This window comes from Pseudoalteromonas luteoviolacea NCIMB 1944, assembly GCF_001625565.1.
GTDB classification, from domain to species: Bacteria; Pseudomonadota; Gammaproteobacteria; order Enterobacterales; family Alteromonadaceae; genus Pseudoalteromonas; species Pseudoalteromonas luteoviolacea_F.
Genome location: NZ_AUXS01000013.1, coordinates 193,213 through 212,721, shown reverse-complemented (window position 1 = coordinate 212,721; position 19,509 = coordinate 193,213). Strand labels below are relative to the sequence as shown.

The 19,509-nt window shown below is 42.0% G+C and carries 16 protein-coding genes and 1 tRNA gene; 7 read left to right on the top strand and 10 right to left on the bottom strand.

The window, feature by feature from the left end:
- Window positions 1-149: 149 nt before the first annotated feature.
- The 4 genes from N483_RS02790 to N483_RS02775 all read right to left on the bottom strand — a co-directional run bounded on the left by N483_RS02790 (window position 150) and on the right by N483_RS02775 (window position 4,031).
- Window positions 150-617 carry a hypothetical protein gene (locus tag N483_RS02790; RefSeq protein ID WP_023400698.1) on the bottom strand — a complete coding sequence of 156 codons (468 nt, stop codon included), beginning with the start codon at window positions 615-617 and terminating at the stop codon, window positions 150-152.
- Window positions 618-1,331: 714 nt separating this feature from the next.
- A complete protein-coding gene (groL, locus tag N483_RS02785) occupies window positions 1,332-2,981 on the bottom strand; it encodes a chaperonin GroEL (protein ID WP_023400699.1) in 1,650 nt (549 codons plus the stop codon).
- A gap of 59 nt (window positions 2,982-3,040) precedes the next feature.
- Window positions 3,041-3,328, bottom strand: coding sequence for a co-chaperone GroES (locus N483_RS02780; protein ID WP_023400700.1), 288 nt, complete (start codon window positions 3,326-3,328; stop codon window positions 3,041-3,043).
- A gap of 169 nt (window positions 3,329-3,497) precedes the next feature.
- Window positions 3,498-4,031, bottom strand: coding sequence for an FxsA family protein (locus tag N483_RS02775; protein WP_023400701.1), 534 nt, complete (start codon window positions 4,029-4,031; stop codon window positions 3,498-3,500).
- A 240-nt stretch (window positions 4,032-4,271) separates the two neighbouring features.
- Between N483_RS02775 and cutA the strand changes: the two genes are divergently transcribed.
- The 7 genes from cutA to N483_RS02740 all read left to right on the top strand — a co-directional run bounded on the left by cutA (window position 4,272) and on the right by N483_RS02740 (window position 12,297).
- Window positions 4,272-4,592 (top strand): divalent-cation tolerance protein CutA, encoded by a 321-nt coding sequence (gene cutA, locus N483_RS02770; RefSeq protein ID WP_036976846.1) that lies wholly within the window; start codon window positions 4,272-4,274, stop codon window positions 4,590-4,592.
- Window positions 4,592-6,424 (top strand): protein-disulfide reductase DsbD, encoded by a 1,833-nt coding sequence (locus tag N483_RS02765; protein ID WP_023400703.1) that lies wholly within the window; start codon window positions 4,592-4,594, stop codon window positions 6,422-6,424. Before cutA ends, N483_RS02765 begins: the two co-directional genes overlap by 1 nt.
- Window positions 6,425-6,640: 216 nt before the next feature.
- Window positions 6,641-7,102, top strand: coding sequence for a type II 3-dehydroquinate dehydratase (gene aroQ / locus N483_RS02760; RefSeq protein WP_036976820.1), 462 nt, complete (start codon window positions 6,641-6,643; stop codon window positions 7,100-7,102).
- Window positions 7,103-7,121: 19 nt separating this feature from the next.
- Window positions 7,122-7,583: an acetyl-CoA carboxylase biotin carboxyl carrier protein gene (gene accB, locus N483_RS02755; RefSeq protein WP_023400705.1), complete on the top strand. Its 462-nt coding sequence runs from the start codon at window positions 7,122-7,124 to the stop codon at window positions 7,581-7,583.
- Between the two features lie 20 nt (window positions 7,584-7,603).
- Window positions 7,604-8,944 carry an acetyl-CoA carboxylase biotin carboxylase subunit gene (gene accC / locus N483_RS02750; RefSeq protein ID WP_023400706.1) on the top strand — a complete coding sequence of 447 codons (1,341 nt, stop codon included), beginning with the start codon at window positions 7,604-7,606 and terminating at the stop codon, window positions 8,942-8,944.
- Between the two features lie 198 nt (window positions 8,945-9,142).
- Window positions 9,143-9,219, top strand: a tRNA-Ile gene (locus N483_RS02745).
- A 1,050-nt stretch (window positions 9,220-10,269) separates the two neighbouring features.
- The gene (locus N483_RS02740) at window positions 10,270-12,297 is read left to right on the top strand and encodes a hypothetical protein (RefSeq protein ID WP_023400708.1); all 2,028 of its coding nucleotides are present in this window, start codon (window positions 10,270-10,272) and stop codon (window positions 12,295-12,297) included.
- A 773-nt stretch (window positions 12,298-13,070) separates the two neighbouring features.
- Here the strand turns inward: N483_RS02740 and N483_RS02730 are convergent.
- From N483_RS02730 to N483_RS02710, 6 genes are all read right to left on the bottom strand, one after another.
- Window positions 13,071-14,279, bottom strand: a complete 1,209-nt coding sequence (locus tag N483_RS02730; RefSeq protein WP_023400710.1) for a prohibitin family protein — start codon at window positions 14,277-14,279, stop codon at window positions 13,071-13,073.
- Window positions 14,276-15,880 (bottom strand): cyclic peptide export ABC transporter, encoded by a 1,605-nt coding sequence (locus N483_RS02725; protein ID WP_023400711.1) that lies wholly within the window; start codon window positions 15,878-15,880, stop codon window positions 14,276-14,278. Before N483_RS02725 ends, N483_RS02730 begins: the two co-directional genes overlap by 4 nt.
- Window positions 15,881-16,020: 140 nt before the next feature.
- The gene (locus N483_RS27210) at window positions 16,021-16,197 is read right to left on the bottom strand and encodes a hypothetical protein (RefSeq protein WP_023400712.1); all 177 of its coding nucleotides are present in this window, start codon (window positions 16,195-16,197) and stop codon (window positions 16,021-16,023) included.
- A 79-nt stretch (window positions 16,198-16,276) separates the two neighbouring features.
- A complete protein-coding gene (locus N483_RS02720; protein ID WP_023400713.1) occupies window positions 16,277-16,840 on the bottom strand; it encodes a YcjF family protein in 564 nt (187 codons plus the stop codon).
- Window positions 16,841-17,057: 217 nt separating this feature from the next.
- Window positions 17,058-18,428: a serine hydrolase domain-containing protein gene (locus tag N483_RS02715; RefSeq protein ID WP_023400714.1), complete on the bottom strand. Its 1,371-nt coding sequence runs from the start codon at window positions 18,426-18,428 to the stop codon at window positions 17,058-17,060.
- A gap of 95 nt (window positions 18,429-18,523) precedes the next feature.
- Window positions 18,524-19,492, bottom strand: a complete 969-nt coding sequence (locus N483_RS02710; protein WP_023400715.1) for a TauD/TfdA family dioxygenase — start codon at window positions 19,490-19,492, stop codon at window positions 18,524-18,526.
- Window positions 19,493-19,509: the final 17 nt, after the last annotated feature.

Sequence of the window (19,509 nt, the reverse complement as noted above, 5' to 3'; positions counted from 1 at the left end):
GGGCAAGGCGTTTTTGTGAATAATTCAGATTTCGTACTATTAAAAACTTAGCAATTTTCCCTTGCTCTCATCAGCTCCACAACAAGGAGTATCATCGCGTGATCTGCTTACCAAACAACCAAGAAGATGAACGCCTGTATATCAGATAGTTAAACACTCGCGTGGAATCTCCCCGCACCTCCAAAATGATAAGCTTCTAGTGTATGGAGAAGCTCTTTGGAGAACGCTACTTGAGAGGCTGGTGCACCGCTCGCAGTGGCCTCTCTTAATCGCTCTTTTTGCATTGCAATAACATCTACTTTCTCATTTTCGGCTTTAGATAATGCACTCAAGGAAACTTGCCCATCCCCCTGATTTAGCCCTGTCGCCGTCGCTGTATAATTCAGTGAAAGTGACGCGTGTTGCCCCAAGGTCAGTACACCTTCGTCATACAAAGCTTTTGATGCTTGAGAAAGCTCTTTCATCGTCATATTGGTAAAATCAAATTTATCATTTTCCGTATGACCACTTGCCGCCCCAGATGACGGCAATATTTTGCCTGATTTTTCACCAGATACAGTTTGCTGAGCTTGAACTATTTGCTGACTATATACAAGCGATTGATTTTGAACCTTCATTGTATAAATCCTTCTATTAGTGGCTTTACAAACTAGGCAAAGTTTATGCCTATCTCATAGATGCTTTTTTATTTGGCTCTATTTAGGTGAAAGTGCAAAGTATCTCCTCCATAAACTGAAACAGCTCATAAGTAGAACTTCTATCAATATAAGAAGGCGTAGAGCTTAGCTCAAGCTCTTACGAGCACGGTTTGAAGTCAATGTGGCATATACTTGTAACGTAGCAGGACTAAGTCGCGACGTTTATTGCTAACGATGTATACAAACGCCTGATGATAAAGTGATTGATGTATTGTCCATGTTTGTTGAGCAGTATCTTAGACAGGGAATGCCAAAACAAATTCAACAGCTACCATGAGCCAGAATTGACATCAAGTACGGTAGGAATTGGGCCACTGAACAGTGTATAAAGCTTGGTTTTATTAGTCTTGCAGGTCCGTATCAGCATGAGAGTTGTCGAGCTATTTAATCGCAACTATCAAGAAGAGGTATTGGATTTATATCTGTTTGAATCACTGTAACAGGTTAGTGACATTACAAACGAGTGATTAGGTATTTATGATTATAAACAACCCCATGATACTCTATAAGATCAAATTTCAATGGGCTATCTTGAGACAGCATCATTCTACTAACGAGCTGTGCTAAATCAGTAACATAAAAAACCCAAGCAATGGCTTGGGTTTTTCAGTATTAGCTTAGGCTAAAGGCAGATTACATCATGCCGCCCATACCGCCCATACCGCCCATGCCACCCATATCAGGTGCAGCAGCTGGCTCATCTTTAGGAATTTCAGCAACCATAGCTTCAGTTGTGATCATAAGACCCGCTACTGATGCTGCGAACTGAAGTGCAGAACGCGTTACTTTAGTTGGATCAAGGATACCCATTTCAATCATGTCGTCGTACTGACCGTTTGCGGCGTTGTAACCATAGTTACCTTCGCCAGCTTTTACTGAGTTAACAACAACAGATGCTTCGTCACCAGCGTTTGAAACGATTTGACGTAGAGGCGCTTCCATCGCACGTAGTGCAACTTTAACACCGTGGTTTTGGTCTTCGTTTTCACCTTCAAGACCTGCGATCTTGCTAGCAACACGTACTAGTGCAACACCACCACCAGGTACAACACCTTCTTCAACCGCAGCGCGAGTTGCGTGTAGTGCATCTTCAACGCGGTCTTTCTTCTCTTTCATTTCAACTTCAGTAGCTGCGCCAACCTTAATTACTGCAACACCGCCAGCAAGTTTTGCCATGCGCTCTTGTAGTTTTTCTTTGTCGTAATCTGAAGTTGCTTCTTCGATTTGTGCTTTAATCTGTGATACGCGGCCGTCAATAGCTGCTTGCTCACCAACACCATCAATGATTGTCGTGTCGTCTTTAGTGATAACAACGCGCTTAGCAGTACCAAGGTCTTCTAGTGTTGCTTTCTCAAGTTCTAGACCGATTTCTTCAGAAATCACAGTACCACCAGTTAGGATAGCGATATCTTGTAACATTGCCTTACGACGGTCGCCGAAACCTGGTGCTTTAACAGCAGCTACTTTCACGATACCACGCATGTTGTTCACAACTAGCGTTGCCAGTGCTTCACCTTCAAGGTCTTCAGCGATGATAAGTAGTGGCTTACTTGTCTTAGCAACACCTTCTAGTGTAGGAAGTAGTTCACGGATGTTAGATACTTTTTTGTCTACTAGTAGAATGTGTGGGTTATCTAGTTCAACTTGGCCTTTTTCAGCGTTGTTGATGAAATAAGGTGATAGGTAACCGCGGTCAAACTGCATACCTTCAACAACATCTAGTTCATTCTCTAGAGATTGGCCTTCTTCAACCGTGATAACACCTGACTCACGACCTACTTTTTCCATTGCCTCAGCAATGATGTCACCAATTTCTTTATCAGAGTTTGCAGAGATAGTACCTACCTGTGCAATTGCTTTTGTATCTGCACACGGAGCAGAAAGCGCTTTTAGTTCTTCAACTGCAGCAACAACTGCTTTGTCGATACCACGCTTAAGGTCCATAGGGTTCATGCCTGCAGCAACAGACTTAAGGCCTTCGTTTACGATTGCTTGTGCTAGTACTGTCGCTGTAGTTGTACCGTCACCCGCAGCATCATTTGCTTTTGACGCAACTTCTTTAACCATCTGTGCGCCCATGTTCTCAAACTTGTCTTCAAGTTCGATCTCTTTCGCTACAGATACACCATCTTTAGTGATAGTTGGTGCGCCGAATGACTTGTCTAGTACAACGTTACGACCTTTAGGACCCAGTGTTACTTTTACTGCGTCAGCCAATACATTTACGCCCTTCAGCATTTTAGTGCGAGCGTCACCTGCAAAACGAACTTCTTTTGCTGCCATGTTTTTATTCCTCTAAATTCTTTTCGTTAAAAGCTACTTTGTTTTTTACAAGCTAATGCTTAGCCAACAATACCTAGGATATTGTCTTCACGCATGATCAGATACTCTTGACCTTCGATCTTTTCAGTCTTCTCAACATATGAGCCGAAAAGCACTGTGTCACCTGCTTTTACTTCTAGTGCTCTTACTTCACCACTGTCCAAAACGCGGCCGTTACCTACAGCAACAACTTCACCACGAGTTGATTTTTCAGCTGCTGAGCCAGTCAATACGATACCGCCAGCAGATTTAGTTTCTTCTTCTAGACGCTTAACAATAACGCGATCATGTAAAGGACGAATGTTCATAGATTTAGTTCTCCTAACTTTTCTGAACAATGACAGAAATAATCTTTCTATTCAGAGTGAGTCGCTGCCAATAAATGCGGCTTAAAATGCGACTCTCTGGATTAAAACTTAACTTGCAATTCTAGATGGGGGTGGATATTTAAAACCCAAGAGAAAAAACTAAAAAATTTTAATCTTTTCTCTGATATTCACCTTCGATGGTGTTTGCAGATTGAGATTCCGACTGAGGTGCTTTGCGCTCGAATGGGTCAAACTTTTGCTCTTCAAAGGGAGCTTGAGTATCTTGATGTGAATGCTGTTGACCAAAACCTTGGCCAAACATACTGCCTTGGGCAGAACTTTGCATTTTCACACTCGCTTGCTCTATTAATGATTTCGCTATTTTTCCTCGGATCGCAGGTGTTAACAGCATAAAACCGATTGCATCTGTCATGATCCCGGGCGTCATTAGAAATACACCTGCAATAATGACACACAACCCTGTAAACAAATCTTGTCCTGGCAACTGACCGGATGCCATTTGCTTTTGCACATTAGAATATGCACCGAGTCCCTGCTGTTTTACCAACTTTGCACCTAAAATAGCAGTGGCGATCACCAAGGCGATGGTAGCAAACCCACCAATGACGTCACTGACTTGGATCAGCAATGCAATTTCAACAATAGGAACAACGATAAATAACAAAAAAAGAACTTTAAACATAGATTCTCCAAATAAACTGAAATAGATGTATGGCTTGTCAGGTCTATTTTCAAGCTTACAGTCAGCATCAATTACACTGCGGCTTATACTGCTGTCTCGGTTTTGCTCAAGAATGCTCTTTAGAACAAAACTGAGATTGAAAGTTCAGAGTATCTTAATGCAACTCAACGAGCACACCTTGGGATCCCGGTTGTCATTCGTTACTATATGGACACAACTAATTTTGTCGGCAATAACACGATGAGTACCCCCTATAGAATGGTTATGACAACTTGTGATAGTCAAGACAATGCCCGCCATATCGCGGCGCATTTAGTTTTAAATAAATTAGCCGCTTGTGTGAACATCTTGCCTAAAATAGAGTCAATCTACGTGTGGCAAGGAAAAGTCACACAAGATGAAGAAGTTAAACTACTAGTCAAAACAAAATCCGCACTGGTTAGTAAAGTCATTGCAGCGATACAAGCTGAGCACACTTACGATGTGCCCGAAGTCCAGGTGATTGAGGTCACAGCAGGCTCGCAGCAATATTTTAACTGGATGGAAGAGGTACTAAATTAATGCGACTGACGACGCTGTTATTCTCCTTTATATCGCTGCTGCTTATTGGCAGCTTTCAGGCTACGGCCAATAACACAGTTTTGGACAGTTTACTTGAACCAAAACAGCAAACATTTTTACCGGTCGATCAGGCGTTTCAGTTTGATTTTGACCAGCAAGGCACTGTGCTCTTTACTGGTTGGGATATCGCTCCGGGCTACTATATTTATAAACACAAGCTCGAATTTATTGCTAAAGATGCCGACATCAAGGTACCTGAGTTACGTGAAGGTAAAATGATTGAAGATGAATTCTTTGGTCGCACCGAAGTATATTTTGATGAGCTCTCTGTGGTCTCTAAACTCTCGAATATTGGCCAAAACGCAGTGGTAAAAATTCGCTATCAAGGGTGTGCTGAAGCTGGGCTCTGTTACCCACCTGAGATCATTGAGATCCCACTCACAGCCTTAGCTGGCGCAACTAGTGCTCCAACCAACAACACCGAGAGTGAGTCAGAACAACAACCAAACGTAGTTAAATCAAGCTCGCAATCAAAAACATTCAACAGTGACGACGGCGAATTATCATTCAGTGAAAAACTTGCCCAGCAAAGCTTTATCACCAATTTAGGCGCGTTTTTCTTAGTGGGCGTGCTACTGGCTTTTACACCATGCGTGTTTCCGATGTTCCCTATTTTGTCGAGCCTCATTGCCGGTCAAAGCAACCTGTCGACCAAAAAGGCGTTTTCACTGTCATTTGTTTATGTACAAGGTATGGCCGTAACCTATGCGGCACTCGGTCTTGTGGTTGCCTATTTTGGCGGCCATATTCAAGGCTACATTCAGCACCCTGCTGTACTTATTAGTTTTAGTATCTTATTTGTGATTTTAGCATTTGCCATGTTTGGCTGGTTTGAACTGCGCCTGCCAAGCGGCATGATGAGTAAACTTACTGAGATCAGCAACCAGCAAAAAGGTGGTAATTACACCGGTGTGTTTATGATGGGTGTATTATCAGGCCTTATTGCCAGCCCTTGTACCACAGCCCCTCTCTCCGCTGCACTTTTATATGTAGCGCAAAGTGGTGATTTCCTAGTTGGCGGCTTAACCTTGTATGCACTGAGCTTAGGTATGGGCTTGCCACTGTTATTACTTGGTACCTCAGGTGGTAAATTACTGCCAAAAGCAGGCGGCTGGATGGAGCAAGTTAAGACCCTATTTGGTTTCTTGATGCTGTTTGTGCCACTTATTTTGTTAGAGCGCATCTTGGATTTCGATATTATCGTCATGCTAGCCTCAGTCCTTGCCGTTGCCACTGCTCTTTATCTGCACTATTGGCAAAGCGCACAATCGCAAGGTAAAGGGAAAACATTTTTATGGGCACTGTCGATGACCTTGTTTGTCAGCGCCTTTTTCATGGGTAAGTCAGTCCTTTTCCCACAGCCTGTGACACAAATAAGCGTTGCATCAGGTCCAATCGAAGAGAAAAAGTTTAGATTGATAGAAGGACTTGATGGACTGCATAGCGAAGTCGCTAAAGCAAATCAGCAGGGGCAAATTGCGGTCGTTGATTTATATGCTGACTGGTGTGTGGCGTGTAAAGAGTTTGAAAAGTACACTTTCCCAGAGGCGCAAGTACAAAAAGAGTTCCAACACTTTGAACTGTTGAAGCTGGATCTTACTGAGAGTAACGACACCACTTTCGAGATCATGGAGTACTTCACGGTGTTTGGTTTACCTAGCATGCTGTTCTTCGACAAAGACGGAAAAGAGATCCCTGAATTACGTGTAACTGGCTTTATGAGTGCGGAAGACTTTGCCAAGCACCTACAAAAAGTCCGTAACTATTACTAATCCTCCCCTTTACCCACAGCCTATTTGAATATTTAAGTCAAATAGGCTGTACTTTATCTCTGATTAGACCAGTATTTTGCTGCTATTTACCTCGAACACTCTATAATAGTTCACGAACGTGAGAAATATTTGCTATTTAAGGCGCAAGCGCTTAAGTTAGACAAAGTAAAAGACGAAAAGTCTCGTTATTTCCCATTTAAAGGAATTTCACGCATTATGTCAGCAAATTTTAAGGTTTTAGTACTTAATGGTCCAAATTTGAACATGTTGGGCCGACGCGAGCCAGATAAATATGGCACACAGACCTTAGCGGAAATAATGCAGTCACTTATAAAGTGCGCAGAACAACATAATGTGATGCTGACTCATTTTCAGAGCAACAGTGAAGCAGAGCTGATCAATACCATCCATGACCATTACGGCGAAGTGGATTGTATTATCATCAATCCAGCAGCTTTCACACACACGAGTATCGCCATACGCGATGCCTTGCTCAGTATCAGCGTCCCATTTTATGAAGTGCATATTTCAAATGTGCACGCACGTGAGCCATTTCGTCATAACTCCTACTTCTCGGATGTAGCGAAAGGCGTCATATGTGGATTAGGTGCAATTGGCTATCAAGCTGCATTAATGGCAGCGATTGACCAGTTGCGCAAACAAGATAACTCAAATTAACTAACAGGCGGGCCAAGTTATGGATATTCGCAAGATTAAAAAACTAATCGAACTAGTAGAAGAATCAGGTATTGCAGAGCTAGAGATCACCGAAGGTGAAGAGTCAGTACGTATTAACCGTCACAGCAGTGCTCCTGTTATGGCTCAGCCTCAGCAATTCGCTGTTCCTGCACCTGCTGCAGCTCCAGTAGCTGCTCCTGCGGCGGCACCAGCAGCTGACGCACCGGCAGAAGCCGCAACTCCTGCAGGCCACCAAGTTAAGTCTCCAATGGTTGGTACTTTCTACTCAGCGTCTTCTCCAACTGCTGCGGCTTACGTTGAAGTTGGCACAAAAGTAAACGTTGGTGACACACTTTGCATCGTAGAAGCGATGAAGATGATGAATCAGATCGAATCTGACAAGGCCGGTACTGTTAAAGCTATCCTAGTTGAAAACGGCGAGCCAGTTGAATTTGATCAGCCGCTATTCATCATCGAATAATTCCCAAGAAGGCAAACACTATGTTAGATAAAGTAGTCATTGCAAACCGAGGTGAAATTGCACTTCGTGTATTGCGTGCCTGCAAGGAGCTTGGGATTAAAACGGTTGCAGTACACTCTACTGCTGACCGTGACCTTAAACACGTTCTACTTGCAGACGAAACAATTTGTATCGGTAAACCAGCTGCGGCTGAGAGTTACCTAGATATTCCTCGCATTATCGCTGCGGCAGAAGTAACAGACGCTGTTGCTATCCACCCAGGATACGGTTTCTTATCAGAAAACGCTGACTTTGCTGATCAAGTTGAGCAAAGTGGCTTTATCTTTATCGGTCCAAAGGGCGACACTATTCGTTTGATGGGTGATAAAGTTTCTGCAATCGAAGCTATGCGTAAAGCTGGCGTACCTTGTGTACCAGGTTCTGACGGCCCATTAACAGAAGACAACGAGCGCAACGTGCAAATCGCTAAGCGCATCGGTTACCCTGTTATCATCAAAGCAGCAGGCGGCGGCGGTGGTCGTGGTATGCGTGTTGTTCGCTCAGAAGAAGAGTTACTAGACTCAATTGCACTGACACAAACTGAAGCGCAGCAGTTCTTCGGCAATGGCATGGTTTACATGGAGAAATTCCTAGAAAACCCACGTCACATCGAAGTACAAGTACTTGCTGACGGTCAAGGCAATGCGATTCACCTAGGTGAGCGTGACTGTTCAATGCAGCGTCGTCACCAAAAAGTAGTTGAAGAAGCGCCAGCACCGGGTATCACAGCAGAAATGCGTAAGTTCATCGGTGACCGTTGTACTCGTGCATGTATCGAAATCGGTTATCGCGGTGCTGGTACATTCGAATTCCTATACGAGAATGGCGAATTCTACTTCATCGAAATGAATACTCGTATTCAGGTAGAGCACCCAGTAACAGAAATGGTTACAGGTGTTGACCTAATCAAAGAGCAGCTGAAAATTGCTGCGGGTCAACCTTTATCAATCACACAAGATGATGTTGTGATCAAAGGTCACGCTATCGAGTGTCGTATCAACGCTGAAGACCCAGAGTCGTTCATCCCGTCTCCAGGTAAGATCACGCGTTTCCACCCTGCTGGTGGTTTAGGTATTCGTTGGGACAGCCACATTTACGCTGACTACACAGTACCACCACACTACGATTCAATGATCGGTAAATTAATCACTTATGGTGAGAACCGTGACGTTGCAATCGCACGTGCTCGCAATGCGTTAAACGAACTTGTGATTGACGGTATCAAAACAAATACACCGTTGCACAAAAAGATCTTAGCAGACGAAAACTTCCAAAATGGTGGCACAAACATCCACTATCTAGAGAAGAAACTAGGTCTGTAATTGACGTATTAGTAAAAAAGCCGGTATTTACCGGCTTTTTTGTTTTCTTTGATTCGTCCTAATCATGACTTTTTGCGTTTTTATTAATCAATTGAACAAGATAAGTTATATTTTTCAGTTTTAGATAGTGACAAGCGACGAAAAAGTTCATATACTGCCAGCGCTTCATAAGATTGTTTTCACACAATCACAAAAAATGGCCCTATAGCTCAGTTGGTTAGAGCACCCGACTCATAATCGGTAGGTCCCTGGTTCGAGTCCAGGTGGGGCCACCATTTTTTTCCTACATACTTAATTTTCCCAATACTTCTGCTTTTATGCATATAGAGTTTAATAAATTGATGCTTTTAGGCGGCCTAAACTAGTCTAAAGACACCATGTTTAAGTTAATACTTATCTTCAACTTAGTAGCTTTGAATTTCTCACAGCCTGATCCCATTAGCTCGCTTTAAATAACATAGCGATTGTAAAGCTGTAATTTTTTTTAAATGCTCTGTTTGTACCTCCAAACCATGATTTTTGAAGCAACTTAATTGGCTAAAAACCAGTTAATAACCATTTTAATTGCTCTAAAAGAATACAGACATAGCAGATGATGTTACTTATTTGTATGTTCAAAGATTCTACTGTCATTATTACAGGTATTTATGCAATCCACAGCTCTCCAATCAAACCAAAATTTGACCTGACCAAATATCGCCGCTAAACAAAAGATCCATGGAGTTCAGCATTCGGACAGAGACCAAGAACAACCTCAGCAACTTAATTACCTTCAAACCATTGCATTCCAATGACAGCGCTCTCGCAATAGAAACTCACCACAGTTGCAACTAACCTTGATTTTTCTTACCATTTCCCGATCAGAGCAGATGTTGAAAGAAGACCTGATGAAAGATTCATTGATTTACCCAGAGCAAATCAGGCATAAAAATGTTAAGAATAAGCTTGTATTGATAGCTTTCAACTGCTACTTTTTTACTCATCAGTGGCATTATTTAGCATTCCACAGCCTGTTTTCGCATAAAAAAACAGACCGTAGATATTGATTTACAATGTTTTATCTGTATAATATTCAACCCGGTTGAATCATAGAATAGGTTCTAAACATGACTTTTGAAAAGTTGGCGAAACTTGCGGAATGCGCAGAAGCTGATAGGAAAGTGGCTCAAGGCTTCAGTAGCCGCCAGAACGAACGCGACAAGGCCTACTCGGAAAAAGCCCGCAGTCAAACCCCTACAGACAAATTCTTTTCTCGTAGTTATAACCTTTAAACATTTCTGTGGATGGAAAGGCAGTAATAAACTGCCTTTTTTGATGGAACAAAAATGCAATCAGACTTTCTCCTTTGTGAATTTGCTAAAGAAACTTTGAGTAATTTGGTAAAAGAACGTTTCGGTTCAGAGTTCCCCGATATTAACTCGAAATACCAGATTAAATACCTATACCGATATCTATCTGATTTTGAAGCAAAGACAATTCTACTTGAGCCTGACTATGTAGATCGAGATTTTTTGGAAGACTATTCAAGATACTATGTAAAATGCTTTAATCAATATGGTGATCGTTGTGCGAGATTGCATTTCTTTTCTAAAGATATAAACCACCCTGAATTCCAATCTTACCTCTACGAATATTCTACCGAGAAACATCAAACACTTCAGGATTCATATATTGGTTTTATAGTTATTAAACCGTTACCCAAAACCTTTATTGGCAAATCTTGCTTGAGATTATACAAAAGCTTTGATAATAGCGACTACAAAAAAGCACTAAGTCACAGGTATAAAGTCAATTTATTCGGTCTTAGCTTACATGTAGATACTGTTGCATTCCAAGAGCAAGATAAAGTTGTCTCGGCATGCGCAACAACTTCGATCTGGAGTGCACTTCAGGCACTAGATAAAAAGGATTTACGAACAGTACCATCTTCCAGCGAAATTACACTGGCAGCAATAAACCATGTAGTAGATTCTCACAATAGCTTTCCCAATAAGGGGCTGACCAATAAACAAATTCTTCGTTCTTTAGATATACAAAAGCTGAGAAACCATAAATTTAATATTGATACTAGGTCCAGTACTGAATCTGATAACTTTTTCAATATTGTAAAAAGTTATTTAAATAGCGACCTCCCGTTAATTCTTGGAGCTGATGTGTATTGGAAAGAAGAACACGCTCAGCTAATAAGTGAGGGGCGAGGTCACGCTGTCACAATTCTTGGGTACAAAGAACTTAAACGTAACAATTACCTATATATTCATGATGACAGAATCGGTCCATTCGCAAGAATGCGAATAGTTACTAATAATAAAGAAGTTAACTCACTCATTGAAGGAAAAACCGAAGCGTCTATTAATTGGGGCCTTATGTTAGAAGAAAAAGACGAACATGGTAACTGGCAAGATGCCGAACAGCTGCTTATACCTGATAGCCTAATTATCCCGAATTATAGAAAGATCAGAATTCCCTCGGAGTATATTGCTAACACATGCAACTCTGTCATTCAAGAATACATCCATTACTACCACGAGCTTGGGGAAGGCTGCCCAGCGGTGACATTCGATATAGAGCTAATTAGCTCCGCTATTTATAAAAGCAGCCTAATTAAAACACCTAATGTAGCGAATAAAGAAGAAATTTTGTGTAAACCTTTGGCTAAATACATTTGGTGTGCGAAATTTCAAAGTGAAAAATTATCTTTATTTGATATTCTATTCGATTCTACTGAGATTCCTCAGGGCGATGCAATCGCAGGAATTTCAATTTACGATCAAAGTGGCTTTGACGCTATTATTCGACCCCTTAAGGTTATTCTTGAATATGACACCCTACATGAAGTTAATTCAGGCAAAGACTTTCTTATTCCATTAATACGTTCATTTCAAACAGAAAAAGATAATTACTTTGCTTATCTGGACAAGCAGTTCGGTAAACCAAGGGCTCCAAAACGCATTAATAAACAAGAATTATCAGGTGACAGACTACATAATCAAGTTGGGATTAGTTATTATGGGAAACAAGATAAATGTCTAAAAAATGACTTCCCTGAATTATGTAATGGCGACCAGAATGAGTTTAAGATTTGGGTAATATCTCTAGATGGAGCCCTATTGATAGGAGAAGAAATTGATAGACGTGGGCACCCAACCCTAACAGGGTTTAAGTCAGCTCGTATCGGTGGGGAACTCCATTACAAAAACGAAAAATGGATTATTAACTCTAAATCGGGGCGCTATAGCGCGGACTACGAAAACGGAAACGAGCTATTAGCCAATGCCAGAAATAAGTTCTTAGAGATTTACTCTAACCTCAGCCCTTCTGATATAGAGATTGACGAATACCATCCGAAATAACATTCAAGAAAAGTAAAGCAACATATTATGTAGAGCCTTACAAATTAAATAATCGCAGCCATTAGCGCTAGTTAATTTTCTTTAGAGAGCCCTTGCAAATAAGTTTTGAAGCCTTTCTATTTCTATTAAATCTCCTATGTCATTAGCCGCTAAATAAGAATAAATTCTATCTTCCGCATGCTGTACTAGCTCATAAACCTCCTTAACTGTTAATATTAATATAGCCAGCTTTTTTCAAATCACTTTTATCAGTTAATTGATTTAGCATGTATTTAAGGCGGAGTCCTGATATGCCATTACTCTCTGTAATAGACGTAAATGTGCAGCGTAGGTTATTAAACGTGATTGGCACATTAACTAGCTCACATATTTTAACGAGTGTCTTTTTATAAACGCAAAACAACATTCTACGCGCTTTGGTAAGTTCTAAAACAAGACCTGGTAAGAATCAGTCAAAATACCGAGTGCGTTTATCGCTTGAAATCAGCTTTTAGAACAGTTGTTCCATGAAGTGAAATTTGGTGTTTGGCATACGGTGCTACCTCAATGCTACTTTGAACGCAAAAAATTACGTTCTGACTTACCTTAGCATTTCGCTACCCATTTCATTCGGACTTTTTAGTATGTATCTTTCGAATGACCAGAGTACACCTGAATATTCACAACCTTTTTTCTGTGCACTTTGATTAGGGTCGGCTTGTTATGCCAACACGATAAGTAATTCACTAAGCCAATATAAAAACGCCCCTGTTTTACCAGAGGCGCTTTAGTCTCTACTTTAAATATTCCATAGGTTCGCCGGTTTGCAGCGACCTATCAGATAGGGTTTTATCAGGCTGGCGTAGATCAGGCTTGAGCTTATGACCATACTTATCGACACTGTTTAGGTACTCGTCTTTGCTGTGCGCTTCATCCGTCGCCGGTGCATCTAGCTCAGCTTTTAACTCTCCTGGTTTGTGGGTTTCTTTAAAGCTGCTGTTTGCAGGTGTCAGGCTGCTCTCGGTGTTTAAAATCAGCGGTAAGCCGTCTTTGCCGCTACCAATGACCACCACCTTAGCATTGTTAGATTTGGCCAGTTCAATCGTGGCCTCAATACCACGCCATTTAAGGTAGGCTTCAGAGATCCCATCACTGACCATCTCTTGAAATAGGGCAATCCCCTTGGCTTCTTCCTCTTTGCGCAGCGCTTCTTTTTTAGCCACTTCAACACGCATTTTATACTCTTCCAAAATGTAATTTTGATTCACTTTAGAAATGATCGCACTGTGTACTTTGTCAGGTAAATCGACACGTTTGATCAGTACATCATCCAAGTTTACGAGGTGATGTCCCGCCATCATTTGTGCTTCTTGGCGCAGCATGGATTTCTCTTTAAGCTCCAACTCATTCAGTACTTGGCCTAGCAGTTCCTCTTGTACTTCTTTGCGCTGATTGCCATATACCTGCTCTGCATCATATTGCGATACAATCATGCGTACCCCAGAGCTGACCTCAGGAAGAATGATCTCATCAACGTAATCAGGCCCCACCAACTTATGTAAATAAGGAATATAATCCACTTCTGGGCGATAACGCACTGTAATGTCTAACGTAATACGTAACCCTTCATTGGTGATGGCGTAGACATTAGTGTGCGCGGTTTGATAACGGCTGGAATAGATTGTCAGCGTATCCCAAGGGAAGACTAATACCGTTCCTTCATGTAGCGGTGCATCTAAATAAGTACCGCCCGCAAAACGTTTCCATAGCACCCCAACTTCACCCGAGTCGACCTTAATAAAAATAACCGGGATCAATGCAATCACAATGAAAATTGTGACTAACAAAGTTAAGCCAGCGCGAAAGCGCCACGATAAAATCCGTCGTCTGAGTTTAGGTTGGTAGCGCTTCAGTATGCGCATTAAGATATTAGATAGGATTATCGCCACTATGGCACTGATGATTATCGTCAGTGTTATATCAGAAGGGAGAATGATGTTCATGATGTTACTCCTTTACCCTCAACTTCATGGTGTTCCATTAACTGTCCTTCAACCATTTTTAGGTGTACATCTGCCAGATGGAAATAGGCATCATCATGGGTGATGGCGATGACCGTATTGCCTCTAGCTTTGAGCTTAGGCAGTACTTGCTCATAGAATTTCCGCCTAAATATGGGATCTTGATCCGCCGCCCATTCATCGAAAATATAAATTGGGCGATTCTCTAAAATAGTACTTAATAACGCTAGCCGCTTTCTCTGCCCCGATGACAGATCAATGCTGCTAAACGCACCGTCTACCACTTTGACCTTGGTGTTCATCTCTAAAAATGCCAACCAATCGTCGATTTCCTCTTGGCTGGTATGATGAATACCGTACAGCTGTTTGAATAAATGGAAATCGGCAAATACTGCGGTAAATAAGCTGCGATACGCCTCTTTAAGATTATCTGTGATAGGTTGGCCATCAACGAGGATCTGCCCGCCTTGCAACTCATACAGCCCCGTAAGCATGCGGATAAAAGTCGTTTTACCACTGCCATTACCGCCAGTAATAAAAGTGACTTGGCCACGTTTTAAGGTCAAATCAACCGGCCCAACAAAAAACGGTCTGTCGCCGCCTTTTTGGCCATGTTGGTAATATGTCCCTTCGAGTTTGAGTTCCTCAAAGTCATGAACATGAGAAAAGTGGTCTGTATCGAGATGACGATTGTCCACTTTGGCACGTTTTAAGTCTTCCTCTAGCGTCAGGACATTTTGCGCAGCTTCGGTGGCGGTGGTGTAAATTGGGATCCCACCAACAATGCTGGTAATTGGACCAATTAAAAACAGTGATGCAGTGGTTACTTTTATCACCACATCGGTATACACATGAGACAAGCTCGGAACAATAAATACCATGGCCCCAGTTGCAGCAAAAAAGGTTATTTGCGATAACACAAAGTCGGTCGCAAATAACGTTTGTGTGGTCGTTTTGGCTTTTTTGGCCCGCGCTGAGTCCATCACAAATTCATGCTCTAAATCATCAGCGCGGGGAACACTGAGCTTTACTTCTTTAAACCCGTCGAGCAAGTCAGACAAGCGCTGGATCAGCATGTTTTCACTTTCAAAAGACAGCTGCATATTGCGTTGAATTTCATTGGCGCGCAATCGGTGAATACTGGCTCCCATTAAAATTAGGATGGAGATCACCAAAAACGCCACAAAGGAATGCCAGGCAATATAAAGGGAGGTAAAAAACACTAAACTAATTGACTGTCCGATGATCACAAACAATTGTGCAGACTGCGAAATAGTCTGTAACTCTTTGCTCAGCGTATTAAAAATACGCTCTTTGCCAATGGTTTCTAGTGTCGACAGTTCGGTATGACGCACGCATTCAAATAACTCAACACGCAGCCGATCAATGGCTTTTTCAACCATTTTAGCGGCTTTAGTCATCAGCCTTTGCTGGGTCAGACCGTAAATTGAAATTGTCAGGATAAACAGCACCAAATAATAGAGAATATGATTCTCTTTGTGGATATCTGAAATGTTTTCAGACACATTGTTTATCAAGGCAAGGACTAACGCATTAGCAAGGCCAGAGATACAGCCCAACATCACGAAAGTCCTTTTCTTTATTTTTATATTCCGACTGATTAAATCGTATAATACCATTTTGATTTTCTTATCATTGTTGTTATCGGCTCGATAGCCTAAAAGCGAGTTTTATCGCCAAGCGCACATAATCTGGTTTAAAACTAGTCGTCTTCAGCATCCTGCTCTGGCTTGCGGCCCTGTGTCAGCAGCAACATCAATAAACTAACAATTGGCGTCAAAAACAATGAGATAAGAAAAAAGCCCACAGGCCCGGCAAATGTATTGCGTCCCCAATAACCTGATAAAATACATAACACCAAATACAATGCCACTATCATAATGTACTCCTCAAAAGCCCAATGTTGATAAATAAACCAACAGTTAGCCTGTTGGTTTATTATGGTTCAGCCACTGTGATTACACAGTGGCATTGCTCGGTTGTGTGCTGGCATTACCCTTATCTTTACGATATTTTGCTGCAATACCTGCAATATCGCCCTTAATGCTCGCAAGATTAAGGTCAATCAAAGTGCCACCATTTTCAAAATGACGAATGAAAGTGCTGCCTACTGCGTGTGTAGATGCGGCAGACACTACAGGCATAAATGCGATTGCACTCAGCGTGCCAATTACCGGTACCGCTTTTAAGAAGCTGCTCAACCCAGCTCCACCAAGCGTTTGCGGAAATGACCCACCGATCACAGCACTGACCGTGCCACGCAATTTATTGTCACTGTATGACTGACCATACACATTGGCAATTTCGCCAATCATCTTCATTTGAATGCCCGTTAAAGCCACTAAATCAACCGCTGGAATTGGGATTAACCCAGAACCAAACGACCACTTAGAGTACTTGTCGACAATGATCTGCGCCACGGCTGCTCGGTCTTCTGCCTGAACTACAGTGCTTTGCGGCTCCGTAGCAGAAGCATTTGCTTCATTTGCCTTGTCGTCCTTTGCTGTTTTTGTCGCTGTCATAATTCATCCTCTATGATGTAGATTTAAACAGTTGTGAACCCACCAAGTTCATGCGAAGTGTTTAAACATCATTAAACTTTGCATTTACTTGCCCTTATCACTGCAATTTCACGTGAAAAAGCAGAAATTCGCTTCTTTAAGGCCGACAAAAGCACAGAGACACACTTCACCCAACACTCTACCGCAGGCAGCCTTATTCTGATTTTTGTTACTTCACTTAATTTATCGTGCCATCCAATACACCTTGGCACTGCTCAGTACGATGTCGATCGTTATAAAAAATAATGTTGCGAAGCTCTTCTGCAATACAATCGGACTCATAACCGGTTTTGTTGTAATTGCTAAAGGCCATCACAGCTTGATCACGCTCTAACAGTCGTGAAAAGCTCGTCACCCATGAATATGGATAGCTTCCAGAGTACTGTAAAAACTTTTCATATTTGTTCAAATTGGTACTGTTTGGATCATCTGGGCAATCTGGCACTTTGCCGTACTGATTCGGATCGATATACGTCACAAACCAACCGTAGCCAAAGTATTCACACTCATCTTCGCTTTGTGTATTTTGGTAAGGCGCAAACGCCATTTCTTTCTGTGCTTCATTTAAAATCGTATCCCCATACAAGCCTTGATCCCACTTGGACATATCTTTCACTGTGGAGTACATATCTCCTGCGGAATAGAGCACCAGAGGATTGCTGTAAGGGTTTTTAAAGATATTTTCATACGGTGCAGGACCACCTGTTTCTGGTGGACGTCCCGTGGTGAGCGGCAAATACTGGTTTTGGTCAAAGACATACCCAGTGGTCATATTTTCAACTATACCAATGGCATTGAATGTGCCGCTGTCTTGCATATTGAGCGGGTCTAATATTTGCTCTTTAACAATATTTCTAAAATAAAAGTTCGAGTCGATTTGACCTTGCTTGCCCGCTGCTAATTGCTCGAGAATATTACCGATTATGTAATAGTTACAATTGCTATAGTCAAATTTGGAACCCGGCTCAAAGCTCGGCTTATTATCTTGCTCTTTGCATGTACAAAAGCGATTGCTAAATCCCTCAGGTCCATTTAAATTCGTTACATCATTGTATAAATATGGCCGCCAACCCCAGTTTAAAAACACCTCCGGGTTCGCGCTATAATCATTGATCCCCGACGACATGCTCAATAAATTGTGCAGCGAAACATCCGCGCACTGGTTGTCTGGATACCAAGGTAAATAGTCGCGGATCGTTTTGCTGTGTAGATCCTCACCAGCAAGCGTGCGCAGTAAAATAGCGGCAGCAAACTCCTTGGTATTGGAGCCAATACGGAATTTAGAATCAGAGGTATTGGCGACATCATATTGAATGTTTTGTGGACCACAATTAGTCTCATACACTACATCCTCGCCTGAGGTGATATAAATACTGCCAAAAAATACCATTTTATCGCAGTAGTCTCTCACCGTGACTTTGAACTTTTCAATCTGCTCAGCCGTGATTGTATTGTCTTGCGCCACACTGTTTTTAAAACAAGAAGTTAGTAATAAACTCATACAGCATAGGCATACTACCTTGAGTTGTTGCTGATAAAACCCGTTCATTGTGTGTTTCCCTAGCGTTGTTTAGTTACTTTGCCAACTTCTTTACTACTAACAAACCCGTTTTCGACACGAAAAACGCGCATATAGCCTGTTACCTAGCCATACGCCGCTTTTGCCATGCCCACCAGTACCTTTCTGGTGCCTGTATACGCTTCTCGACCATGTGTATACAGCATGTTGTCGAGCAGCATAATGTCATTGCGCTGCCACTGATAAGCAAAGGTCAGCGATTGATAGACCTCATTGATAGTTGCTATGTCGCTTGCATCAATGTCACTGCCATCACCGAAATAAGCATTGCGCGGTAAATTGTCCATTCCTATACTCTCGCGCATCGATTCGGGTAGCTGATTATCAATGCTTGAACAATGAAATAAATGCGCCTGATTGAACCAGACTTTTTCACCCGTTTTTGGATGCGTCGCTACCGCTGGCCTGATTTGCCGTGTCTGCAAATGATTGTCAGATTTCCACTCAAAGATAATGTCGTTCTTCCAGCAATATGCTTCAACATCAGCTTTATTTTGCGTTTGAAATACTTCCTGCCAAGGCAAGTCTATCTCGCCATAATTGCGCACGTACATCACCCCGAGCCGTTCAAACTTGTCTCGCAGTGCAACAGGTAGCTGCCGATAGACGGCGCGGCTATCCGCAAGAGGCGTATTGCCGCCCGTTTTAGCTGGCACCACGCAGAAAAACCCCATTCTCATTGGCCAGCAATTAGAATAGGCATTTTCATTGTGTTGTAATATCACCTGATCAGCATGATATTCTGTGGTGGTGTAAATATTGTTTCTCAGTGCTGTTCGCGGTGACGAACGATAAATATATTGGGCCAAAGGCTCTTGAAAAATGGTTTCTAAAATAGTGCTAAACTGATTGGTACTGACGATGTTCAATCCGCGTAACAATGCCACACCATCCCTGTCTACCCATTCATTGATCTCTTTTATGTGACCTTTAACCCAAGCCAACCCGCTTTGCCTGTGAGCGGACAGATCATGCACAAAACTATTTATTCCTGTCCTCATATCCTCTTTGTCGAGCGCTAGTAACTGATCCATTCTATTCCCATCCTTAA